Annotated in this window: 16 protein-coding genes; 5 read left to right on the top strand and 11 right to left on the bottom strand. The window is 34.0% G+C overall.

The features are described 5' to 3' along the window. A complete protein-coding gene (locus tag AC6CH4_RS13715) occupies positions 1-309 on the top strand; it encodes a cytochrome c (RefSeq protein ID WP_498103793.1) in 309 nt (102 codons plus the stop codon). 112 nt (positions 310-421) lie between these two features. On the opposite strand, the gene AC6CH4_RS13720 is transcribed toward AC6CH4_RS13715, so the two are convergent. From AC6CH4_RS13720 to AC6CH4_RS13730, 3 genes are all read right to left on the bottom strand, one after another. Next, a complete protein-coding gene (locus AC6CH4_RS13720; protein ID WP_498103795.1) occupies positions 422-817 on the bottom strand; it encodes a GreA/GreB family elongation factor in 396 nt (131 codons plus the stop codon). 382 nt (positions 818-1,199) lie between these two features. Continuing rightward, the gene (locus tag AC6CH4_RS13725) at positions 1,200-1,754 is read right to left on the bottom strand and encodes a thioredoxin family protein (protein WP_498103797.1); all 555 of its coding nucleotides are present in this window, start codon (positions 1,752-1,754) and stop codon (positions 1,200-1,202) included. 157 nt (positions 1,755-1,911) lie between these two features. Then, complete coding sequence (locus AC6CH4_RS13730; RefSeq protein ID WP_498103799.1) at positions 1,912-2,805, bottom strand: alpha/beta fold hydrolase; 894 nt, start codon at positions 2,803-2,805, stop codon at positions 1,912-1,914. A gap of 136 nt (positions 2,806-2,941) precedes the next feature. Between AC6CH4_RS13730 and AC6CH4_RS13735 the strand changes: the two genes are divergently transcribed. Next, entirely contained in the window at positions 2,942-3,277 is a 336-nt protein-coding gene (locus tag AC6CH4_RS13735) for a tRNA-binding protein (RefSeq protein ID WP_498103801.1), read from the top strand. A 57-nt stretch (positions 3,278-3,334) separates the two neighbouring features. Here AC6CH4_RS13735 and AC6CH4_RS13740 read toward each other — a convergent pair whose 3' ends face one another. The 5 genes from AC6CH4_RS13740 to AC6CH4_RS13760 form a co-directional block, all read right to left on the bottom strand. Beyond that, positions 3,335-3,880 (bottom strand): RBBP9/YdeN family alpha/beta hydrolase, encoded by a 546-nt coding sequence (locus AC6CH4_RS13740; protein WP_498103803.1) that lies wholly within the window; start codon positions 3,878-3,880, stop codon positions 3,335-3,337. 22 nt (positions 3,881-3,902) lie between these two features. After that, positions 3,903-4,733: an alpha/beta hydrolase gene (locus AC6CH4_RS13745; RefSeq protein ID WP_498103805.1), complete on the bottom strand. Its 831-nt coding sequence runs from the start codon at positions 4,731-4,733 to the stop codon at positions 3,903-3,905. 10 nt (positions 4,734-4,743) lie between these two features. Then, positions 4,744-6,999: a beta-glucosidase BglX gene (gene bglX / locus AC6CH4_RS13750; protein ID WP_498103807.1), complete on the bottom strand. Its 2,256-nt coding sequence runs from the start codon at positions 6,997-6,999 to the stop codon at positions 4,744-4,746. 85 nt (positions 7,000-7,084) lie between these two features. Next, positions 7,085-7,453, bottom strand: coding sequence for a PUR family DNA/RNA-binding protein (locus tag AC6CH4_RS13755; RefSeq protein ID WP_056186704.1), 369 nt, complete (start codon positions 7,451-7,453; stop codon positions 7,085-7,087). 68 nt (positions 7,454-7,521) lie between these two features. Next, a complete protein-coding gene (locus AC6CH4_RS13760) occupies positions 7,522-9,300 on the bottom strand; it encodes an ABC transporter ATP-binding protein (protein WP_498103809.1) in 1,779 nt (592 codons plus the stop codon). A gap of 204 nt (positions 9,301-9,504) precedes the next feature. Between AC6CH4_RS13760 and AC6CH4_RS13765 the strand changes: the two genes are divergently transcribed. From AC6CH4_RS13765 to yajC, 3 genes are all read left to right on the top strand, one after another. Then, positions 9,505-10,614, top strand: a complete 1,110-nt coding sequence (locus AC6CH4_RS13765) for a Glu/Leu/Phe/Val family dehydrogenase (protein ID WP_498103811.1) — start codon at positions 9,505-9,507, stop codon at positions 10,612-10,614. A gap of 274 nt (positions 10,615-10,888) precedes the next feature. After that, positions 10,889-11,800 carry a transcription antitermination factor NusB gene (gene nusB, locus AC6CH4_RS13770; RefSeq protein WP_498103813.1) on the top strand — a complete coding sequence of 304 codons (912 nt, stop codon included), beginning with the start codon at positions 10,889-10,891 and terminating at the stop codon, positions 11,798-11,800. 93 nt (positions 11,801-11,893) lie between these two features. Beyond that, positions 11,894-12,166 (top strand): preprotein translocase subunit YajC, encoded by a 273-nt coding sequence (gene yajC / locus AC6CH4_RS13775; protein WP_498103815.1) that lies wholly within the window; start codon positions 11,894-11,896, stop codon positions 12,164-12,166. A 381-nt stretch (positions 12,167-12,547) separates the two neighbouring features. Here the strand turns inward: yajC and AC6CH4_RS13780 are convergent, their stop codons facing one another. The 3 genes from AC6CH4_RS13780 to AC6CH4_RS13790 all read right to left on the bottom strand — a co-directional run bounded on the left by AC6CH4_RS13780 (position 12,548) and on the right by AC6CH4_RS13790 (position 15,722). Then, a complete protein-coding gene (locus AC6CH4_RS13780; protein WP_498103817.1) occupies positions 12,548-13,135 on the bottom strand; it encodes a YdeI/OmpD-associated family protein in 588 nt (195 codons plus the stop codon). Then, complete coding sequence (pepT, locus tag AC6CH4_RS13785) at positions 13,136-14,413, bottom strand: peptidase T (RefSeq protein ID WP_498103819.1); 1,278 nt, start codon at positions 14,411-14,413, stop codon at positions 13,136-13,138. Between the two features lie 178 nt (positions 14,414-14,591). Continuing rightward, positions 14,592-15,722, bottom strand: coding sequence for a formylglycine-generating enzyme family protein (locus AC6CH4_RS13790; protein ID WP_498103821.1), 1,131 nt, complete (start codon positions 15,720-15,722; stop codon positions 14,592-14,594). Between the last annotated feature and the right edge of the window lie 74 nt (positions 15,723-15,796).

Genomic DNA, 15,796 nt, shown 5'->3' on the forward strand with positions numbered 1-15,796 from the left:
ATGAAAGTAAAAATATTAACATTAGCTGCAGTAACGTTACTTGCAGTTTCGTGTGGTACAAAAAAAACAGCTTCAACTCCGGCTACTCCGGCAGTAACTGAAACGGTGAAAGCTGTAGAATTAACTCCTGAATTGGCAGCAGGTAAAAGTATGTATGAAAATAGTTGTGTAAAATGTCACAAGTTATATGAGCCAAAGAAATTTACTCAGGAGGAATGGGCGCCGATTTTAGTGAGAATGCAGAAAAAAGCGCATTTAGATGATACTCAAATGGCTTCAATTACAAGTTATATACATTCTCAATTATAGGAGAATCAGAAATATATATTTATACTTAAACTATTCAGTAATCTTTATTGAATAGTTTTTTTATTTTAAAATGGAAATAAAAAAACACCTTCACAATGAGGTGTTTCAAAAACTATGAATTGCCTGAAGATGTGTTTTCAACCGAAATTATTTTTAAGGTCTTAATCCCTGCAGGTAATTCCCAATCGACCTGATCGTTTTCTTTAAAACCAATTATAGCCACGCTCAACGGTGCTAAAATAGATATTTTTCTTTCTGTTACATTTGCTAATGAGGGTAAAACAATTTGAATTTTCATTTGTTTATTGGCTTTCACATCTTCAATCGTAACATGCGAATTGATTCGGATGATAGAATTGTCTAAAACACTTTCTTTACTAATAATAGCACGATCGAGTTCTTGCGAAAGCTGACCGATTTCTTTGGCATTTGTTTCGTTTTTACTTTTTAAAATCAACTCTCTTAAAAGCTGATAATCTGTCTTGCAGAAAATTGGTGTTGGGTTCATATCTATATTATTATTATTATTATTATTATTATTATTGAATCAGTATAAAATATCAATATTTTCAAATTGCTTTATCAGCAGTTGAAAATTGAATTATTTGGAAATTTTAAAGTGGTTAAGGCAAAGTTGATCTGAAATGAGGAGTCATTTCAAATAAAAAATAATGAATGAAATTTTATGGTAATCCTCCGTCTGAATGAAAAATGTAAAATAGACGGAGGCCTAATTAATAAAGGCTTTACTATGAGAATTAAATACAGCAATGCATTGTTTTCTTTTATGAGAAAACAACAACGAGTTAGCTGTAAATGTATTTATAATATTCACGGTAAATAATTAATTGGACTGGTAAAGGTAGGTAAACTTTTTAAAGTCTAAAAGCTTATTTCCATTTGATACTACATCCTATACTAGGTTTTTGTGGATCTTTCAAACTTCTGTTGTAAATTAAAGCATCAATAGCACTTCGAAGATCACTTCCACTTAATGGAATTCCGTTTCCAGGTCGGGAATCATCTAATTGGCCACGGTAGAATAATCGGTTTTGATTATCAAATAAATAAAAATCAGGTGTACAGGCTGCTTCATAAGCTTTGGCAACTTCTTGGGTTTCATCGAACAAATAGGGGAAATCCATTTTGTTTTCAAAAGCAAATTCAGTCATCAGTTCTGGGGAATCCTGTGGAAATTTTTCAACATCATTACTGGAAATGGCAATCATACCAAGTCCTTGTACGCGATAATCGTTGGCTATCATTAGTATTTCTGGCAACACATGAAGCACAAAGGGGCAATGATTGCATATAAAAATGACAAGAGTACCTTTTGATCCTTTTAAATCTTCAAACGAATATTCATTATTAGAGTTGGTGTCTTTTAAATAGAAGCTTGGAGCAATTGTTCCAAGCGGAATCATATTTGAAGGAGTTTGTGCCATTTTTTCTAAAGAATTAGTTACTCAAAAATAGCTTTTAATTCTGTAAAGAAACAGCACAAGGATAATTATTTTGCCACAGATTGCACAGATTATAAAGATTACCTTATCTTAATTATGTAAGAGAATTTTTATAATCTGTGCAATCTGTGGCATTATTTTATGAGTTTAAAAAGTTTAATAAATCTTCATTTAAACGATCTTTTGCTGTATAGAATAAGCCGTGTGGAGCACCTTCATAAATAATAAAAGTATTGTCGGCTATAGCTTCTGCGGTTTTTTTTGAGCTTACTTCAATAGGAACATTTTTGTCATCATCTCCATGAATAATTAAAGTAGGAACTTTTATAGTGTGAAGTTCATCTCTGAAATCTGTATTCGATAAAGATTCGGCACATTTTAGCGTTGCCCTTGGCGAAGCAGCTGAGCAGAGCTTAGTAAAATATTCAAGTAATGGTGTACTCAAAGGCTTGTTAATGATAGTAACACCAAAAAATATTTTTCCAAAATTTTCAAGAAACCCTATTCTGTCCTCTCTAATGGCAGCTGCTGTAGCTTCTCCTTTTTCTTTTGGACGCCCTTCTGGATTGTCATCCGTTTTTGCTAAAAATGGAATTATTGATGAAATTAAAGCGGCTTTTGTGACGCCTTTTCCTCCATGACGGCTGAAATAACGAACTACTTCTCCACCTCCCATAGAAAAGCCTACAAGTGTTGCATTTTCTAATTGCAGCTGTTCAATAATTTCACTCAAATCATCAGCTAATGTATCGTAGTCATAACCATCCCAGGGCTGTGATGATTTACCGAAACCACGGCGGTCGTATGCAATAACTCTATAGTTATTTTGAACCAGAAACTCAATTTGATATTCCCACATTTCATTAGACAGTGGCCAGCCATGAATTAAAATTACAGGTTTTCCTTTTCCGTAATCTTTCACATAAAGCTGTACATTTTTGGCTGTTTTTATATATTTATCGGTATTTTGTTCGTGAATATCAAAATCAAAATCTTTTATAGAGTGGTCGCTGTTTAAGATCGTATTTTCCATTTTCTATATTTTTTGTGTGTTAGCTTACAATTTTACTTGTAAATTTAGAAGCACAGTTATAAAAAATGGTTATAGAATTAAGGATAATAATTACAAAATTAATAGGTTTGTAATTCAACTATATTAAAAAACAAAAATGGATTTAACCTGGAGTGAATTTGAAAGAACTGAAATGCGAGTGGGAACCATAATCGATGTGAATGATTTTCCTGAGGCAAGAAAACCGGCGTATCAGCTAACAATTGATTTTGGTCCTGAGATTGGTGTCCGAAAATCATCGGCACAAATAACGGTTCATTATAAAAAAGAAGATTTAGTAAACCGACAAATTATAGCAGTTGTGAACTTCCCTAAAAAGCAAATTGGGAAATTTATGAGTGAATGCCTGGTTCTTGGTGCGATAGGCAAGGAGGGGGACGTGATTTTATTAGCTCCCGATTTTAAGATTGAAAATGGATTGCGAATAGGATAACTAGTCGTCAGTCGCAGTCTCAGTATCCAGTCTGAATATTGAGACTGCGACTGAAAACTATTTTATTTTCTGAATTAACTGAGCTAATATTTCCTGTCCCTCTTCCCAATATTTCAAATCAGAATCAGAGTTAATGTGCCCTTTTTGACCCACATTTACAAAATCACTTCCCCATTTTTCAGCCAAATATTTTTTCCTTTCAAAAGAGGCGTAAGGATCATTTTCGCTTGCCACAACTATTGATGGAAAAGGTAATTTAAAAGTTGGAATTGGAGAAAAATTACGTGTGCTTTCTGGAGTATGTTGAGGTGAATCGACATCGGCAGGAGCCACTAGTAATGCACCAATAATATTTTTGTTAGTATTCGCTTCTGCCCAGTGTAAAACTAATGAAACAGCTAAGCTATGTGCCACTAAAATGGTTGGTTGGTTGAGTTTAGCGATTTCCTCATTTAATCTTTCAAGCCATTCTTCGCGAACAGGTTCATCCCAATTGTCCTGAACCAGGCGAATCGAGTTTTCGAATTTTTTATGCCAAAAGGTTTGCCAGTGTTTGTCACCGGAATTTCCGAGTCCGGGTAATATTAATAAGTTCGTTTCCATTGCCGTGGATTTATTTTAATAATTATTTTTTTGGTTGTTTCTCTTTTATAATGCGGTTTACTTCGTTTACAAGTAATGGAAAGCCGGGTTCAGTCATTCCGTGACCATAACCGTCTAACTCATAAAGTTTGGTTTCCTTGTGTCCAGCCAATTTCATCATGCGTGCCATATAAGCGTTTTCTTCATAACGACCTAACATTTCCAGTTCACGATCTCCGGTAATTAACAAAAGGGGCGGAGCATCGGCACGAACATGGTAAAGTGGTGCAAAAGTATCAATGGTGGGTTGCTTTTCCGGAATGCCATTTTCTCTTCTAATTTCAAAATGAGTAATGCATTGCCCACTAAACGGAATTAATCCCGCAATTTTATTAGCATCAATTCCTTCTTTTTGAAGCCATTTTTTATCAAGTCCATTCATTAAAGCTAAATACGCACCGGCAGAATGTCCTGAAACAAAAATTTGAGTGTTATCACCGCCATAATTGGCAATATTGTTAAAAGCCCAGGCAATTGCAGCCGCAGCATCTTCAATACATTTTACAGCTTTAACCTTAGGAGATAATCTGTAATTTACTCCAACAATTGCAAAGCCTTTATTTTTTAGAGCTTCCGGAATTTCCTTGCTTCCGCCGGTTAATCCGCCGCCATGAAACCAAACTATAGTCGCGAAATTTTTAGTGTTTTTAGGATAATAAATATCCAAAACACATCTTTCATTAATATAACTGTCAGATTTGTTTGTTGCTGCATTATAATATTGAATATTGGTTTTAGTATCATATTCTGCCTTTTGGGCAAAAGAGGAAAGTGCAATAATAAAGAAACAAAATGATAGTGCTATTTTTTTCATAGTAAAAGTATTATTCAATTTTAAAATCAGCTTCCAAACCATTTTCTGCGTGCGAAGCAATCCAAACTTTAAAATCGCCAGGTTCTGTTTTTAGTTCCATTTGATCATTATAAAAGGCAAGGTCTGAAACTGGAATCGAAAATTGAATTGTTCTGGATTCATGAGGTTTTAATTCGATTTGTTTAAAATCTTTAAGTTCTCTGACAGGTCTCACAATACTTCCGGTAATATCACGCACATATAGTTGAACTGTTTCTGTTCCGGTAGTGTTTCCTGTATTTGTAATTAACGCAGAAACATTTAATTTATCATTGTCTTTAAGAACAGTTTTTTCTATTTTTAAATTTTCATAGGAAAAGGTTGTATAACTCAATCCAAATCCGAAAGGGAATTGCGGTTCGTAACCTGCATCAAGATAGTGGGAATTATTTCCTAAAGAACTTTGCCAGGCTTCGACAGGAATGTCCTGAATAGCCACAAAAGTTTTAGGATCTGCTGGTCGTCCTGTATTTGGGTGATTGTAATAAATAGGAATTTGTCCCACTTCTTTTGGCCATGTTACAGGTAGTTTTCCTGATGGATTTGCAACTCCCTGAAGCAAATCAGAAATTGCCGGTCCCGTCATCGTGCCCGGATGCCAGGCCATAATTACAGCATTGACTTTCGGCAAAACAGCAGCTAAAGTTATAGGTCTTCCTGCCATTACTAATAATACAATTGGTTTTCCTGTTTTTTGTAATTCGGCTATTAATTTTTCCTGTAAACCAGGTAAATTTATGTTGGCTCTGGAATGCGCCTCGCCAGAAAGAATAGCCTCTTCTCCAGCAAAAAATAATATGATATCGGATTTTTTAGCTTCTGTTATTGCGGCAGAAAAACCTTCCTCAGATAGGGACCGGCTATGTGAAAGTCCGGGTGTATACAAGATATTATTTTGACCAAAACTATTTTGCAACGCTTTTAGAGGAGTTTGGGAATCTTCTTTATTACCATCAAAAATCCATGTTCCTAATTGCTCTCTCGGGGCATCTGCCAGTGGGCCAATAATAGCTATTTTTTGATTGGATTTTAAGGGCAGGATTTGATTCTCGTTTTTTAACAGAACACAACTTTTAATAGCTGCATTCTTTGCAGTTTGTAAAGCATCAGCAGTTAATAATGAAAATTTTTCCCTGTCTTTAAAATAAGGATTTTCAAAAATTCCGGCTCTGAATTTGATTCTAAGAATATTACGGACCATTTCGTCCAATTGCTTTTCGGATATTTTTTTTTCAGCTATTAATGTTTTTAAATGATGTGCATAAGATAAACTGGTCATTTCCATGTCAAGTCCCGCCGAAGCAGATTTAAGGGCTGCATCTTTCTCATCGGCAGCAAAACCATGCGGAATCATTTCAGTAACAGAATTCCAATCGCTTACTACAAAGCCATCGTATTTCCATTCTTCGCGTAATATTTTTTTAAGTAAAAAGTTGTTCCCAGAAGCCGGAACGCCGTTTAGGTCGTTAAATGAAGTCATAAATGTTGCGGCTCCTGACTTTGCTGCTGCTTCAAAAGGTTTTAAATAAACATTTCGAAGTAAGTTTTCAGACATGCTAACAGTGTTGTAATCTCTCCCACCTTCTGCAGCACCATAGGCGGCAAAATGTTTTGCACAGGCTAAAATTTGACCTGGAACAGAAGGATCTTCACCCTGAAATCCTTTAATGTAAGCAACTCCCAGTCTTGATGCCAATAAAGGATCTTCACCCGGTGATTCTGCTATTCTTCCCCAGCGGGCATCCCTCGCAATATCAACCATTGGAGCATAGGTCCAGTTAATGCATCGGGAGTAGGATTCATTGGCGGCAATTTTTGATGTTTTTTCAACTAATTCCATATCCCAGGAAGCAGCTAATCCTAAAGGAATCGGAAATATAGTTTTATATCCGTGGATGACATCTCTTCCAAATAATAATGGAATATGATTTGGACTTTCTTCTACAGCGATTTTTTGTATTTCAAAAACCAGATTAGGTTCAGTTAGGTTTAATATGGCGCCAACTAATCCCTTTCGGACCTCGTTTTTAAGCTCATCAGATAATCCTTTACTGCGGCTTGAAGTTCCTTTAAGGCAGGCCTGACCAATTTTTTGATCCACAGTCATATTTTTTATGATTTTGTTGATCTTATTTTCAGTATCCAGATTGGTTTTTTGGCTATATGAAAGTGAAATCCAAAGAAAAAGTAATAAAAAATAAAGTGGTTTTTTGGTTAATGTTTTCACAGTTAGTTTTTTAAACTTAAATATATAAAAAAAGTCCAAAATGCAGGACAAATTGGACTCGTACTTTTTAAAAAGTTATTGGGGACTAAATATCATCAAAATCAATATCAGTAAAGCTAGATCTTTGTCCTTCAGGTTTATCAGAACTGTAATCTTTTTTAAAATCTTTTTGATGTCTTTCAGAGATTACTTCTTCGCCTTTGTGGTTCAAGACGTATGAAGTCATTTCTTCTAGTATTTCGGCAAAAGCTCCAAAATCTTCTTTATACAAGTAAATTTTGTGTTTTTTAAAATGAAAAGAACCATCTTCCTCAGTGAATTTTTTACTTTCGGTAATTGTGATATAATAATCGTCAGCTTTTGTAGCTCTTACATCAAAGAAATAAGTTCTTCTTCCTGCTCGTAATACTTTAGAAAAAATCTCTTCTTTTTCTAACATGTCATTTTCTCTCATAATACGTTCTATCATTTTTGGAATTAATAGTACTCAAAAATCATAAAAATTTATCTATTACACAACAATTAAAGTAATTCTTTTTCCGAAAGTTGTTTTAAATATAAAGATGAATAATAACCTTCCTGATTTATTAATTGATTATGAGAGCCTTGTTGTATAATTTTACCGTCTTCTAAAATAATAATTTTGTCGGCATTTTTGGCAGAAGAAACACGATGACTTACTATTATTGTAGTTTTATCTTTACAAATTTCGAATAAATTATTAAGGATTGTTTCTTCGGTTTCAGTGTCAACCGCAGACAGACAATCATCAAAAAGTAAAATCGCAGGATTCTTAATAATTGCTCTCGCAATAGAGACGCGCTGCTTTTGTCCGCCCGAAAGTGTGATTCCTCTTTCTCCTAAAATGGTATCATATTGTTTATTAAAAGCAATGATATTATCATGAACCACAGCATTTTTGGCAGCTGCTATTACTTCTTCATGAGTAGCATTCTGATTTCCGAATTTGATGTTATTTTTAATGGTGTCTGAGAATAAAAAAGCATCCTGTGGCACAATTCCAATATTATTACGGAGGTCATTTAAATTCAAAGAACTGATTTCATTTCGATCAATTGTAATTCTTCCGTCGGTAACATCATATAATCTGGAAATCAAAGATAAAATGGTCGATTTTCCGGATCCCGTTTTTCCTAAAATAGCTAATGTTTCTCCTTTTTTTACAGTAAAAGTTACATTTTTTAAGGCTTCAATATTAGTGTCTTCATAAGTATAGCTTACGTTTTCAAAAGCAATTGAACCTTGAATATCGGACGAATTTTCATTATTATTTTTTATTTCCGGTTCAATTTTCAAAAATTCGTTCAAACGTTTCTGAGAAGCTTCAGCCTCCTGAACCATAGATGAAACCCATCCTAATGAAGCTACTGGCCAGGTTAGCATGTTTACGTATAAAATGAATTCGGCAATAGTTCCAATATTCGGAATTGTTCCGTTAATGTACATCAAACCTCCAAAATAAATAACAACCAAATTACTGATTCCGATCAGGGCGATCATCAAAGGACCAAAAAGTGATTGTACTTTGGCTAAATCCAAACTCTTCTTTTTGCTTTCATCGGCAAGAGCCACCATGTTATTTTGGTGTTGATTTTCTAGTGAATACGCTTTTATAACACGGATTCCCGAAAATATTTCCTGAGAAAAACTGGAAACTTTTGATAAATATTGTTGGAAAGTAGTACTACGTTTATTGATTTCTGAACTCAGTTTAAAAATACAATACGACAGAATCGGTAAAGGCAAAATCGTATAAAGTGTCAATAACGGCGAAACATTATACATATATATAATAACGATTGCAAAACGAATAAAGGTATTGATCGTGTACATCACAGCCGGGCCAACATACATACGAACCTTGGAAACATCTTCACTAATTCGGTTCATTAAATCTCCGGTGCGGTTTTGTTTGTAAAAATTCTGAGAAAGATTTTCATATTGTTTGAAAACTTCATTTTTCAAATCAAATTCAATATGACGCGACATCACGATCAAAGTCTGGCGCATTAAGAAAGTCAAAAAGCCTGCAACAATTGTAGTGGCAATGATTAACAGTACATTATGAATTAAATCGTGACGATAAGAATCGATAATTACCTGAGAATTTTGTTGCACTTCTGGTAATTTATCAAAATTTTCAATAGCGTTTAATGACTTGCTAATAAGCTTTGGCGTAAACAGTGAAAATATTTGTGCGATTATTGTGATTAAAATTCCAAGTATGAAACTGTATTTATATTTGATGAAATATTTGTTTAAATAGCTTAATTCTTTCATTTTTTTAAGAGATTCAATGTTGAAATGTTTTGGAATTGTAAATTATATTCAATAAAAAGTAATTAAAGATATCATTTAATCAAAACAAATCTATTGTAAAATTGTTATTTTAAAGATAAAAAATTAGCACATGTGTATTTTTTATTTAAGTTTGAGATGTCTTTTTGACAAATTCATAATTTTAACTAATAAATAACTAGCGCTATGGATGCAACTTTCGCAACTGGAAAGGAACTTCAAAAAATGGATCCTGTTTTTGGTCAATTATCTTTTGATGATCACGAACAAATTGTATTTTGCAATGACAAAGATACAGGTTTAAAAGCAATTATTGGTATTCATAACTCAGTTATGGGGCCGGCTTTGGGAGGTACCAGAATGTGGAATTACAATACTGAATGGGAAGCTCTGAATGATGTTTTGCGTCTTTCAAGAGGGATGACATATAAATCTGCTATTACCGGACTTAACATTGGTGGTGGTAAAGCGGTAATTATTGGTGATGCTAAAACGCAGAAAACACCAGAATTGATGCGTAAATTTGGTGAATTTGTTCATTCTTTAAGCGGAAGATATATCACTGCTGAAGATGTTGGAATGGAAACTAAGGACATGGATACTGTTAGAGACGTAACACCTTATGTTACCGGAATCTCTGAAGAAAGAGGTGGTTCTGGAAATCCTTCTCCTGTAACAGCTTACGGTGTTTATTTAGGAATGAAAGCGGCTGCAAAAAGCCAGTTTGGTTCTGATGTTTTAGACGGTAAAAAGGTTTTGGTTCAGGGAATTGGACACGTTGGAGAAGCTTTAGTAGAGTATTTAACTAAAGAAGGAGCAGTGGTTACGATCGCTGATATCAACGAAGAAAAATTATACGAAGTAGCTCAAAAGTACAATGCAACTATTTATACTGGTGAAGATTTGTACAGTGCAGATGTTGATATTTATGCGCCATGTGCAATGGGAGCTACCATCAATGATAATACAGTAAACAAAATTAAAGCTAAAGTTATTGCTGGTGCGGCCAACAATCAGTTAGCTGATGAGAATGTTCACGGTGCAAGATTACAGGAAAGAGGAATTCTATATGCTCCGGATTTCTTAATCAACGCGGGTGGTATCATTAATGTTTATGCTGAATTAGCGAACTATGGTAAAGCCGAGATCATGAGCAAAACCGAAAATATCTATAACACTACTTTAGAAATTATCGATTATGCTGTGAAAAACAGAATGACAACGCATAAAGCGGCTCTTACAATTGCTCAAAATCGTATCGATTTGAGAAAAATTGAAAACGCAGCTAAAAAATAATTTTTTTAGTTTACAGTCTCAGTCTCAGTTTTCAGCTCTATCTGGAAACTGAGACTTTTTGTTTTATCAAGATAAAAGGGAGAAACTGCGACTGAAAACTGCGACTTTTTTAACCGGTTTCTACATACTGAAAACTGCGACAGAAAACTGCGACTAATACAACGACTTTTTTACGAATTAATTTTAATATCAGGATTGAAATACTTAATTTTGCAGACTAATTTTTAAATGTTCTTACAAGGTGGTAAATAGAAGACACATACGCGTTAAAGTAATGCAATCCATTTATGCAATGCATCAAAGCGGTTCTGATAATATGGAAAAAGAAGAGAAATTTCTTTTTTATAGCATTGATAATATTCAGGATTTATATCTTATAATGCTTTCTTCATTGATTGAAATTTGCAAAAAAGAATCCGTTTTTTTACATCTTTCAAGCAAAAAACATCTTGCAACTGCTGCAGAACGTAACCCGAATGAAAAATTTATCAAAAACAAAATTTTTCAACTACTAGCCGAAAGCAATTCCCTTAGCATCGCTTTAGAAAATCGTAAAATCAATAACTGGTCATTGAACGATGATTATATTTTATTGCTTTTAAATGATATCAAATCAAGCGATTTGTATGCAAAATACATGACAACTTCAATAAATACTTTTGAAGAAGACAGACAATTTATTATTGATTTGTTTGCCGAAGTTATTGTTCCGAATGAAAAATTATATGAGTATTTAGAAGACGACAAATTAACCTGGGTTGATGATATTCCAGTTGTAAATACGCATATTGTTAAACAATTGAAAGCAATTAAAACAGAAGATCCTGACGATTTTAGAGTGCCAAAATTGTATAAAGATGTTGAAGATAAGGATTTTGCTAAAGATTTATTCAGAAGAACCGTTTTAAACGAATCGATCTTAGCAAAAGAATACGATGATAAAACACCAAACTGGGATAGCGAAAGAATCGCTGAAATTGATACTATTATTTTAAAAATGGCTATTTGCGAATTTTTGAAATTTCCTTCAATTCCGGTAAAAGTTACGCTGAACGAATATTTAGAAATTGCTAAAGAATATTCTACTCCAAAAAGTAGTATTTTTATCAACGGAATTTTAGATAACCTTGTAAAAGAACTTACTGCCAACAAAAAAATGGTAAAAGTTGGAAGAGGTTTGATGTAATTTTATATAAATTCCAATTGAAGATGTCACTCTGAGCGAAGTCGAAGAGCCAAAATAAATTAATATTAATAACAAAAATAAAACCCGAATACTATGCAAGATTTAATGAAATTTGCTCCTTATTTACTAATGTTTGTAGTGTTGTATTTCTTCATGATCAGACCACAACAAAAAAAAGCAAAAAACGAAAAAGAATTTGAAAGCGGCCTAAAAGTAGGTGACAAAATAATTACAAAAAGTGGTTTCCACGGTAAAATTGTTGAGCTTGCTGAAACAAGTGCCATTATCGAGACTATGTCTGGAAAATTAAAAATTGAGCGTTCAGCTATTTCTATGGAAATGAGTGCTGCTTTGAAAAAAGCTTAACGTTTTTTAGAAATTCCAATAAAATTTAAATCCCAAATTCCAATTATGGAGTTTGGGATTTTTTTGTTTTTGAGTAAGCGTATTGTATGTTATTGCGAGGAACGAAGCAATCGCATGAAGCATTGCCGTAAAGTATGTCATTCCGAGGAACGAGGAATCCCCGCGAGCAGCTCGACAAAGATTGGCGATTTTGATTGTAGAGTTTCTTACGGTGATTCCTCGTTCCTCGGAATGACATACTTTGAGGTTACGGTCTTTAAAATACATCGTGTGGTTGCTTCGTTCCTCGCAATGACGTTCTTTGCGTATAAAAAAAGACCTTTGTCAAAGTTTAAAACTTTGACAAAGGTCATATAAGATCGGAATTTGGAATTTAACTCTTTACCTGTATTTATCATTCAAACCAACATTCCCCAAAATCATCGGAATCACCTTCTCAATTCTGGAAAGTTTCGTTTTTTCTTGTTTGGCTGTTTCAATATATTCTAAAAACTCATATTGCTTGTACGGACTGAATTTTTGAAAGGCTTCTGCTAAAGCGGGATTATTACTCATTTCTTTTTGAAGCAATTCAGAAATTATAGCTTCCTTTTTTGAAGGTTTTATGATTTTTCCTTGCTTTTCATTTTCAATAGCTTCGGCAATGTATTCTAAAACTTCCTTTTCGTTTACTTCATCCTTTGAAGTAAATCGCCATTGACGCAAGGATTTTGTTTTGTCTTCCTGAGCGTTGATTAATTTCTTTTTCTCATCTTTCAGAAAAACGCCATTGAAAAACCAAATCGTAAAATAGTCTTTAAAACCTCCAATTCCGATAACATTTTTCTTGTTGTAAACATAAACGGGGCCTCCCCATTTTATAGTTTCTTCCAGTTCTGTTTTATCAATAATAGATTTAAGAAGCAATAATTCTTCCTCCCATAAATGATTACTGTGCCAAACGTATTTTTTATCAGAAGTTGGTTCCAATTATCTTTTTCTTTTAGGTTTTTCGGTTACATCAAAAATACCTGGAATTGCAGTTAATTCAGCAATTTTCACAATTACATCCGTCGCTTTCTGAATACTTTCTGCAGGAACATATTCATATTTTCCGTGGAAGTTGTGTCCACCGGCAAAGATATTTGGACAAGGTAATCCCATAAAAGATAATTGAGATCCGTCAGTTCCGCCTCGAATAGGTTTGATGATTGGTTTTATGTTTAATTCTCTCATTGCTTTTTCGGCAATGTCAACAATATGTTTCACAGGAAGTACTTTTTCCTTCATATTGTAATATTGGTCTTTAACCTGAGCAATTACAATATCTTCTCCGAATTGTTTAGCGTATTTTTTATTGATTTTTTTGGCAATTTTTCCAATTAAATCTTTTCTCTTTTCAAATTTGATTTTGTTATGATCACGGATAATCAATTCTAAAACGGTTTCTTCAATACTTCCTGTTAAGTGATGAACGTGAAAAAAACCTTCATAACCTTTTGTTTCCTGAGGTGTTTCTCCTTTCGGAAGCTCATTAATAAAATCATTGGCGATTAACAACGAATTGATCATCTTCCCTTTGGCATAACCAGGATGAACGCTTTTTCCTTTGCAAATAATTTTAGCGCCGGCAGCATTAAAATTTTCATATTCTAATTCACCAATCTGACTTCCGTCCATTGTATACGCCCATTGAGCACCAAATTTTTCAACATCGAAATGATGCGCACCACGACCAATTTCTTCGTCAGGAGTAAACCCAATTCTGATTTTCCCGTGTTTAATTTCAGGATGCTGAACAAGATATTCCATTGCTGAGACAATCTCTGTGATTCCGGCTTTATCATCGGCGCCAAGTAAAGTTGTTCCGTCAGTGGTGATAATGGTTTGCCCTTTGTATTGCAATAAATCTTTAAAGTAATTTGGAGAGAGAATGATATTTTTCTCCGCATTTAAGATGATATCTTTTCCATCGTAATTTTCAATAATTTGAGGTTTTACGTTAGCACCGCTAAAATCCGGAGAAGTATCAAAATGAGAAACAAAACCAATAGTAGGTACTTCATGATCAACATTACTTGGCAAAGTAGCCATGATATATGCTTTATCATCTATAGAAACCTCTTCAAGACCAATTGTTTTTAGTTCTTCGACTAATTTATTGGCAAGATTCCATTGTTTTTCAGTACTAGGTGTAGTTTGCGAATTTGGGTCCGATTCTGTATCAATTGTTACATAACTGATAAATCGATCTATAATATGCTGCATTTGTTTGTTTTTTTAGCAAAGATAAGTAATTATTCAGGCGTTTAAAAGATAAAAGAGTTTGCCTCGAATTACACGAATTTTCACTAATTAAAAGAATGTACTATTCGAATGTAAAAATCCAATTTAAGAAAATTAATTTCTGAAATTGGATTTTGAGTTTAAGTAATTCGTGAAAATACTATTGCACACATCTAAAACCAATGTGATTAGCAGGAGACTGATAATCTCCTTTTCCTCTTGTACCTACCATATAGCGCGTACAATATTGATCTGTACATAAAAATGACCCTCCACGTTGTACTTTTTTAGGTAAATCAGGCTCTGCGGGATCGTATGATTTGTCAGGTCCTTGCGGATTTTTGATCACATTTCCGCCTTCGCTTAAATTAGCATAATAATCTGCCGTATACCAGTCATTTGTCCATTCCCAAACATTTCCTCCAATATCATATAAACCATAACCATTTGGTTCAAATTGAGCTGTTGGAGCTATACCGATATAACCATCTTCTCCGGTATCTCCTTTTTCAATAGGAAAATGTCCCTGATAAATATTGGCTTGAAATTTTCCTTTAGGTTTTAAGTTATTTCCCCACGCATACAGTTCTCCTGTTTTTCCTCCACGTGCAGCAAATTCCCATTCGGCTTCCGTAGGTAATCTTTTGCCTGCCCATTTTGCATACGCAGCGGCATCAGCATATGAAACCTGAACTACAGGATAATTACCTCTGCCTTTTATAGAGCTTCCGGCCCCTTCCGGATGTCTCCAGTCGGCTCCTTTAACATACGTCCACCATTGCATATAATTATTCAAATCTACTTTTGCAGGGGTAGGAGTAAAGACTGCTGATCCCGCAACCAGGTTTTCTAGTGGTGCATCAGGATATTCTTCATGTGTTGGTGCTTTTTCGGCTAATGTTACATAACCAGTAGCTTTTACAAAGGCTTCGAATTGGTCATTTGTAACCTCTGTCTTATCCATAAAATAACCGTCAACATAAACTCTATGAATTGGCGCAGCATCTTTTGTAATACCTTTTATACTGCATAAACTTTCATCTTCAACATTGCTTCCCATCGAAAATTCTCCACCCGGAATCCAAACCATTCCTTTAGGTGTCTTACCTGTAGGTTTGTTTCTATTTTCTATGGTAGGTTTAAATAAAGAGGCAGAGTCGGCATTTGGAGTTTCGGCACAGTCCATTGCTGCCAGCTTTTGTTTTGGAACAATAAGCTTGGTGTATCCATAAGCAATTGAAATAATGGAAATTGTAAGTATGGCAAATATCCAGTAGGTCTTATTTTTCATTATATTAGTTTTAATCGTGTTGTCAATAATAAAAAGGTAAAGTTAAAAAAATAACTTTATCAAACTATATTTAT

It is taken from the genome of Flavobacterium sp. GQ95 (assembly GCF_059758655.1).

What these genes read in the sequence shown, in the direction of transcription:
- AC6CH4_RS13765 (WP_498103811.1), top strand. Translation starts at nt 9,505, where the DNA reads ATGGATGCAACTTTCGCAACTGGAAAGGAACTTCAAAAAATGGATCCT.
- AC6CH4_RS13755 (WP_056186704.1), bottom strand. Translation starts at nt 7,453, where the DNA reads ATGAGAGAAAATGACATGTTAGAAAAAGAAGAGATTTTTTCTAAAGTA.
- AC6CH4_RS13720 (WP_498103795.1), bottom strand. Translation starts at nt 817, where the DNA reads ATGAACCCAACACCAATTTTCTGCAAGACAGATTATCAGCTTTTAAGA.
- AC6CH4_RS13725 (WP_498103797.1), bottom strand. Translation starts at nt 1,754, where the DNA reads ATGGCACAAACTCCTTCAAATATGATTCCGCTTGGAACAATTGCTCCA.
- AC6CH4_RS13790 (WP_498103821.1), bottom strand. Translation starts at nt 15,722, where the DNA reads ATGAAAAATAAGACCTACTGGATATTTGCCATACTTACAATTTCCATT.
- AC6CH4_RS13760 (WP_498103809.1), bottom strand. Translation starts at nt 9,300, where the DNA reads ATGAAAGAATTAAGCTATTTAAACAAATATTTCATCAAATATAAATAC.
- AC6CH4_RS13735 (WP_498103801.1), top strand. Translation starts at nt 2,942, where the DNA reads ATGGATTTAACCTGGAGTGAATTTGAAAGAACTGAAATGCGAGTGGGA.
- nusB (WP_498103813.1), top strand. Translation starts at nt 10,889, where the DNA reads ATGCAATCCATTTATGCAATGCATCAAAGCGGTTCTGATAATATGGAA.
- AC6CH4_RS13740 (WP_498103803.1), bottom strand. Translation starts at nt 3,880, where the DNA reads ATGGAAACGAACTTATTAATATTACCCGGACTCGGAAATTCCGGTGAC.
- AC6CH4_RS13715 (WP_498103793.1), top strand. Translation starts at nt 1, where the DNA reads ATGAAAGTAAAAATATTAACATTAGCTGCAGTAACGTTACTTGCAGTT.
- AC6CH4_RS13745 (WP_498103805.1), bottom strand. Translation starts at nt 4,733, where the DNA reads ATGAAAAAAATAGCACTATCATTTTGTTTCTTTATTATTGCACTTTCC.
- yajC (WP_498103815.1), top strand. Translation starts at nt 11,894, where the DNA reads ATGCAAGATTTAATGAAATTTGCTCCTTATTTACTAATGTTTGTAGTG.
- pepT (WP_498103819.1), bottom strand. Translation starts at nt 14,413, where the DNA reads ATGCAGCATATTATAGATCGATTTATCAGTTATGTAACAATTGATACA.
- AC6CH4_RS13730 (WP_498103799.1), bottom strand. Translation starts at nt 2,805, where the DNA reads ATGGAAAATACGATCTTAAACAGCGACCACTCTATAAAAGATTTTGAT.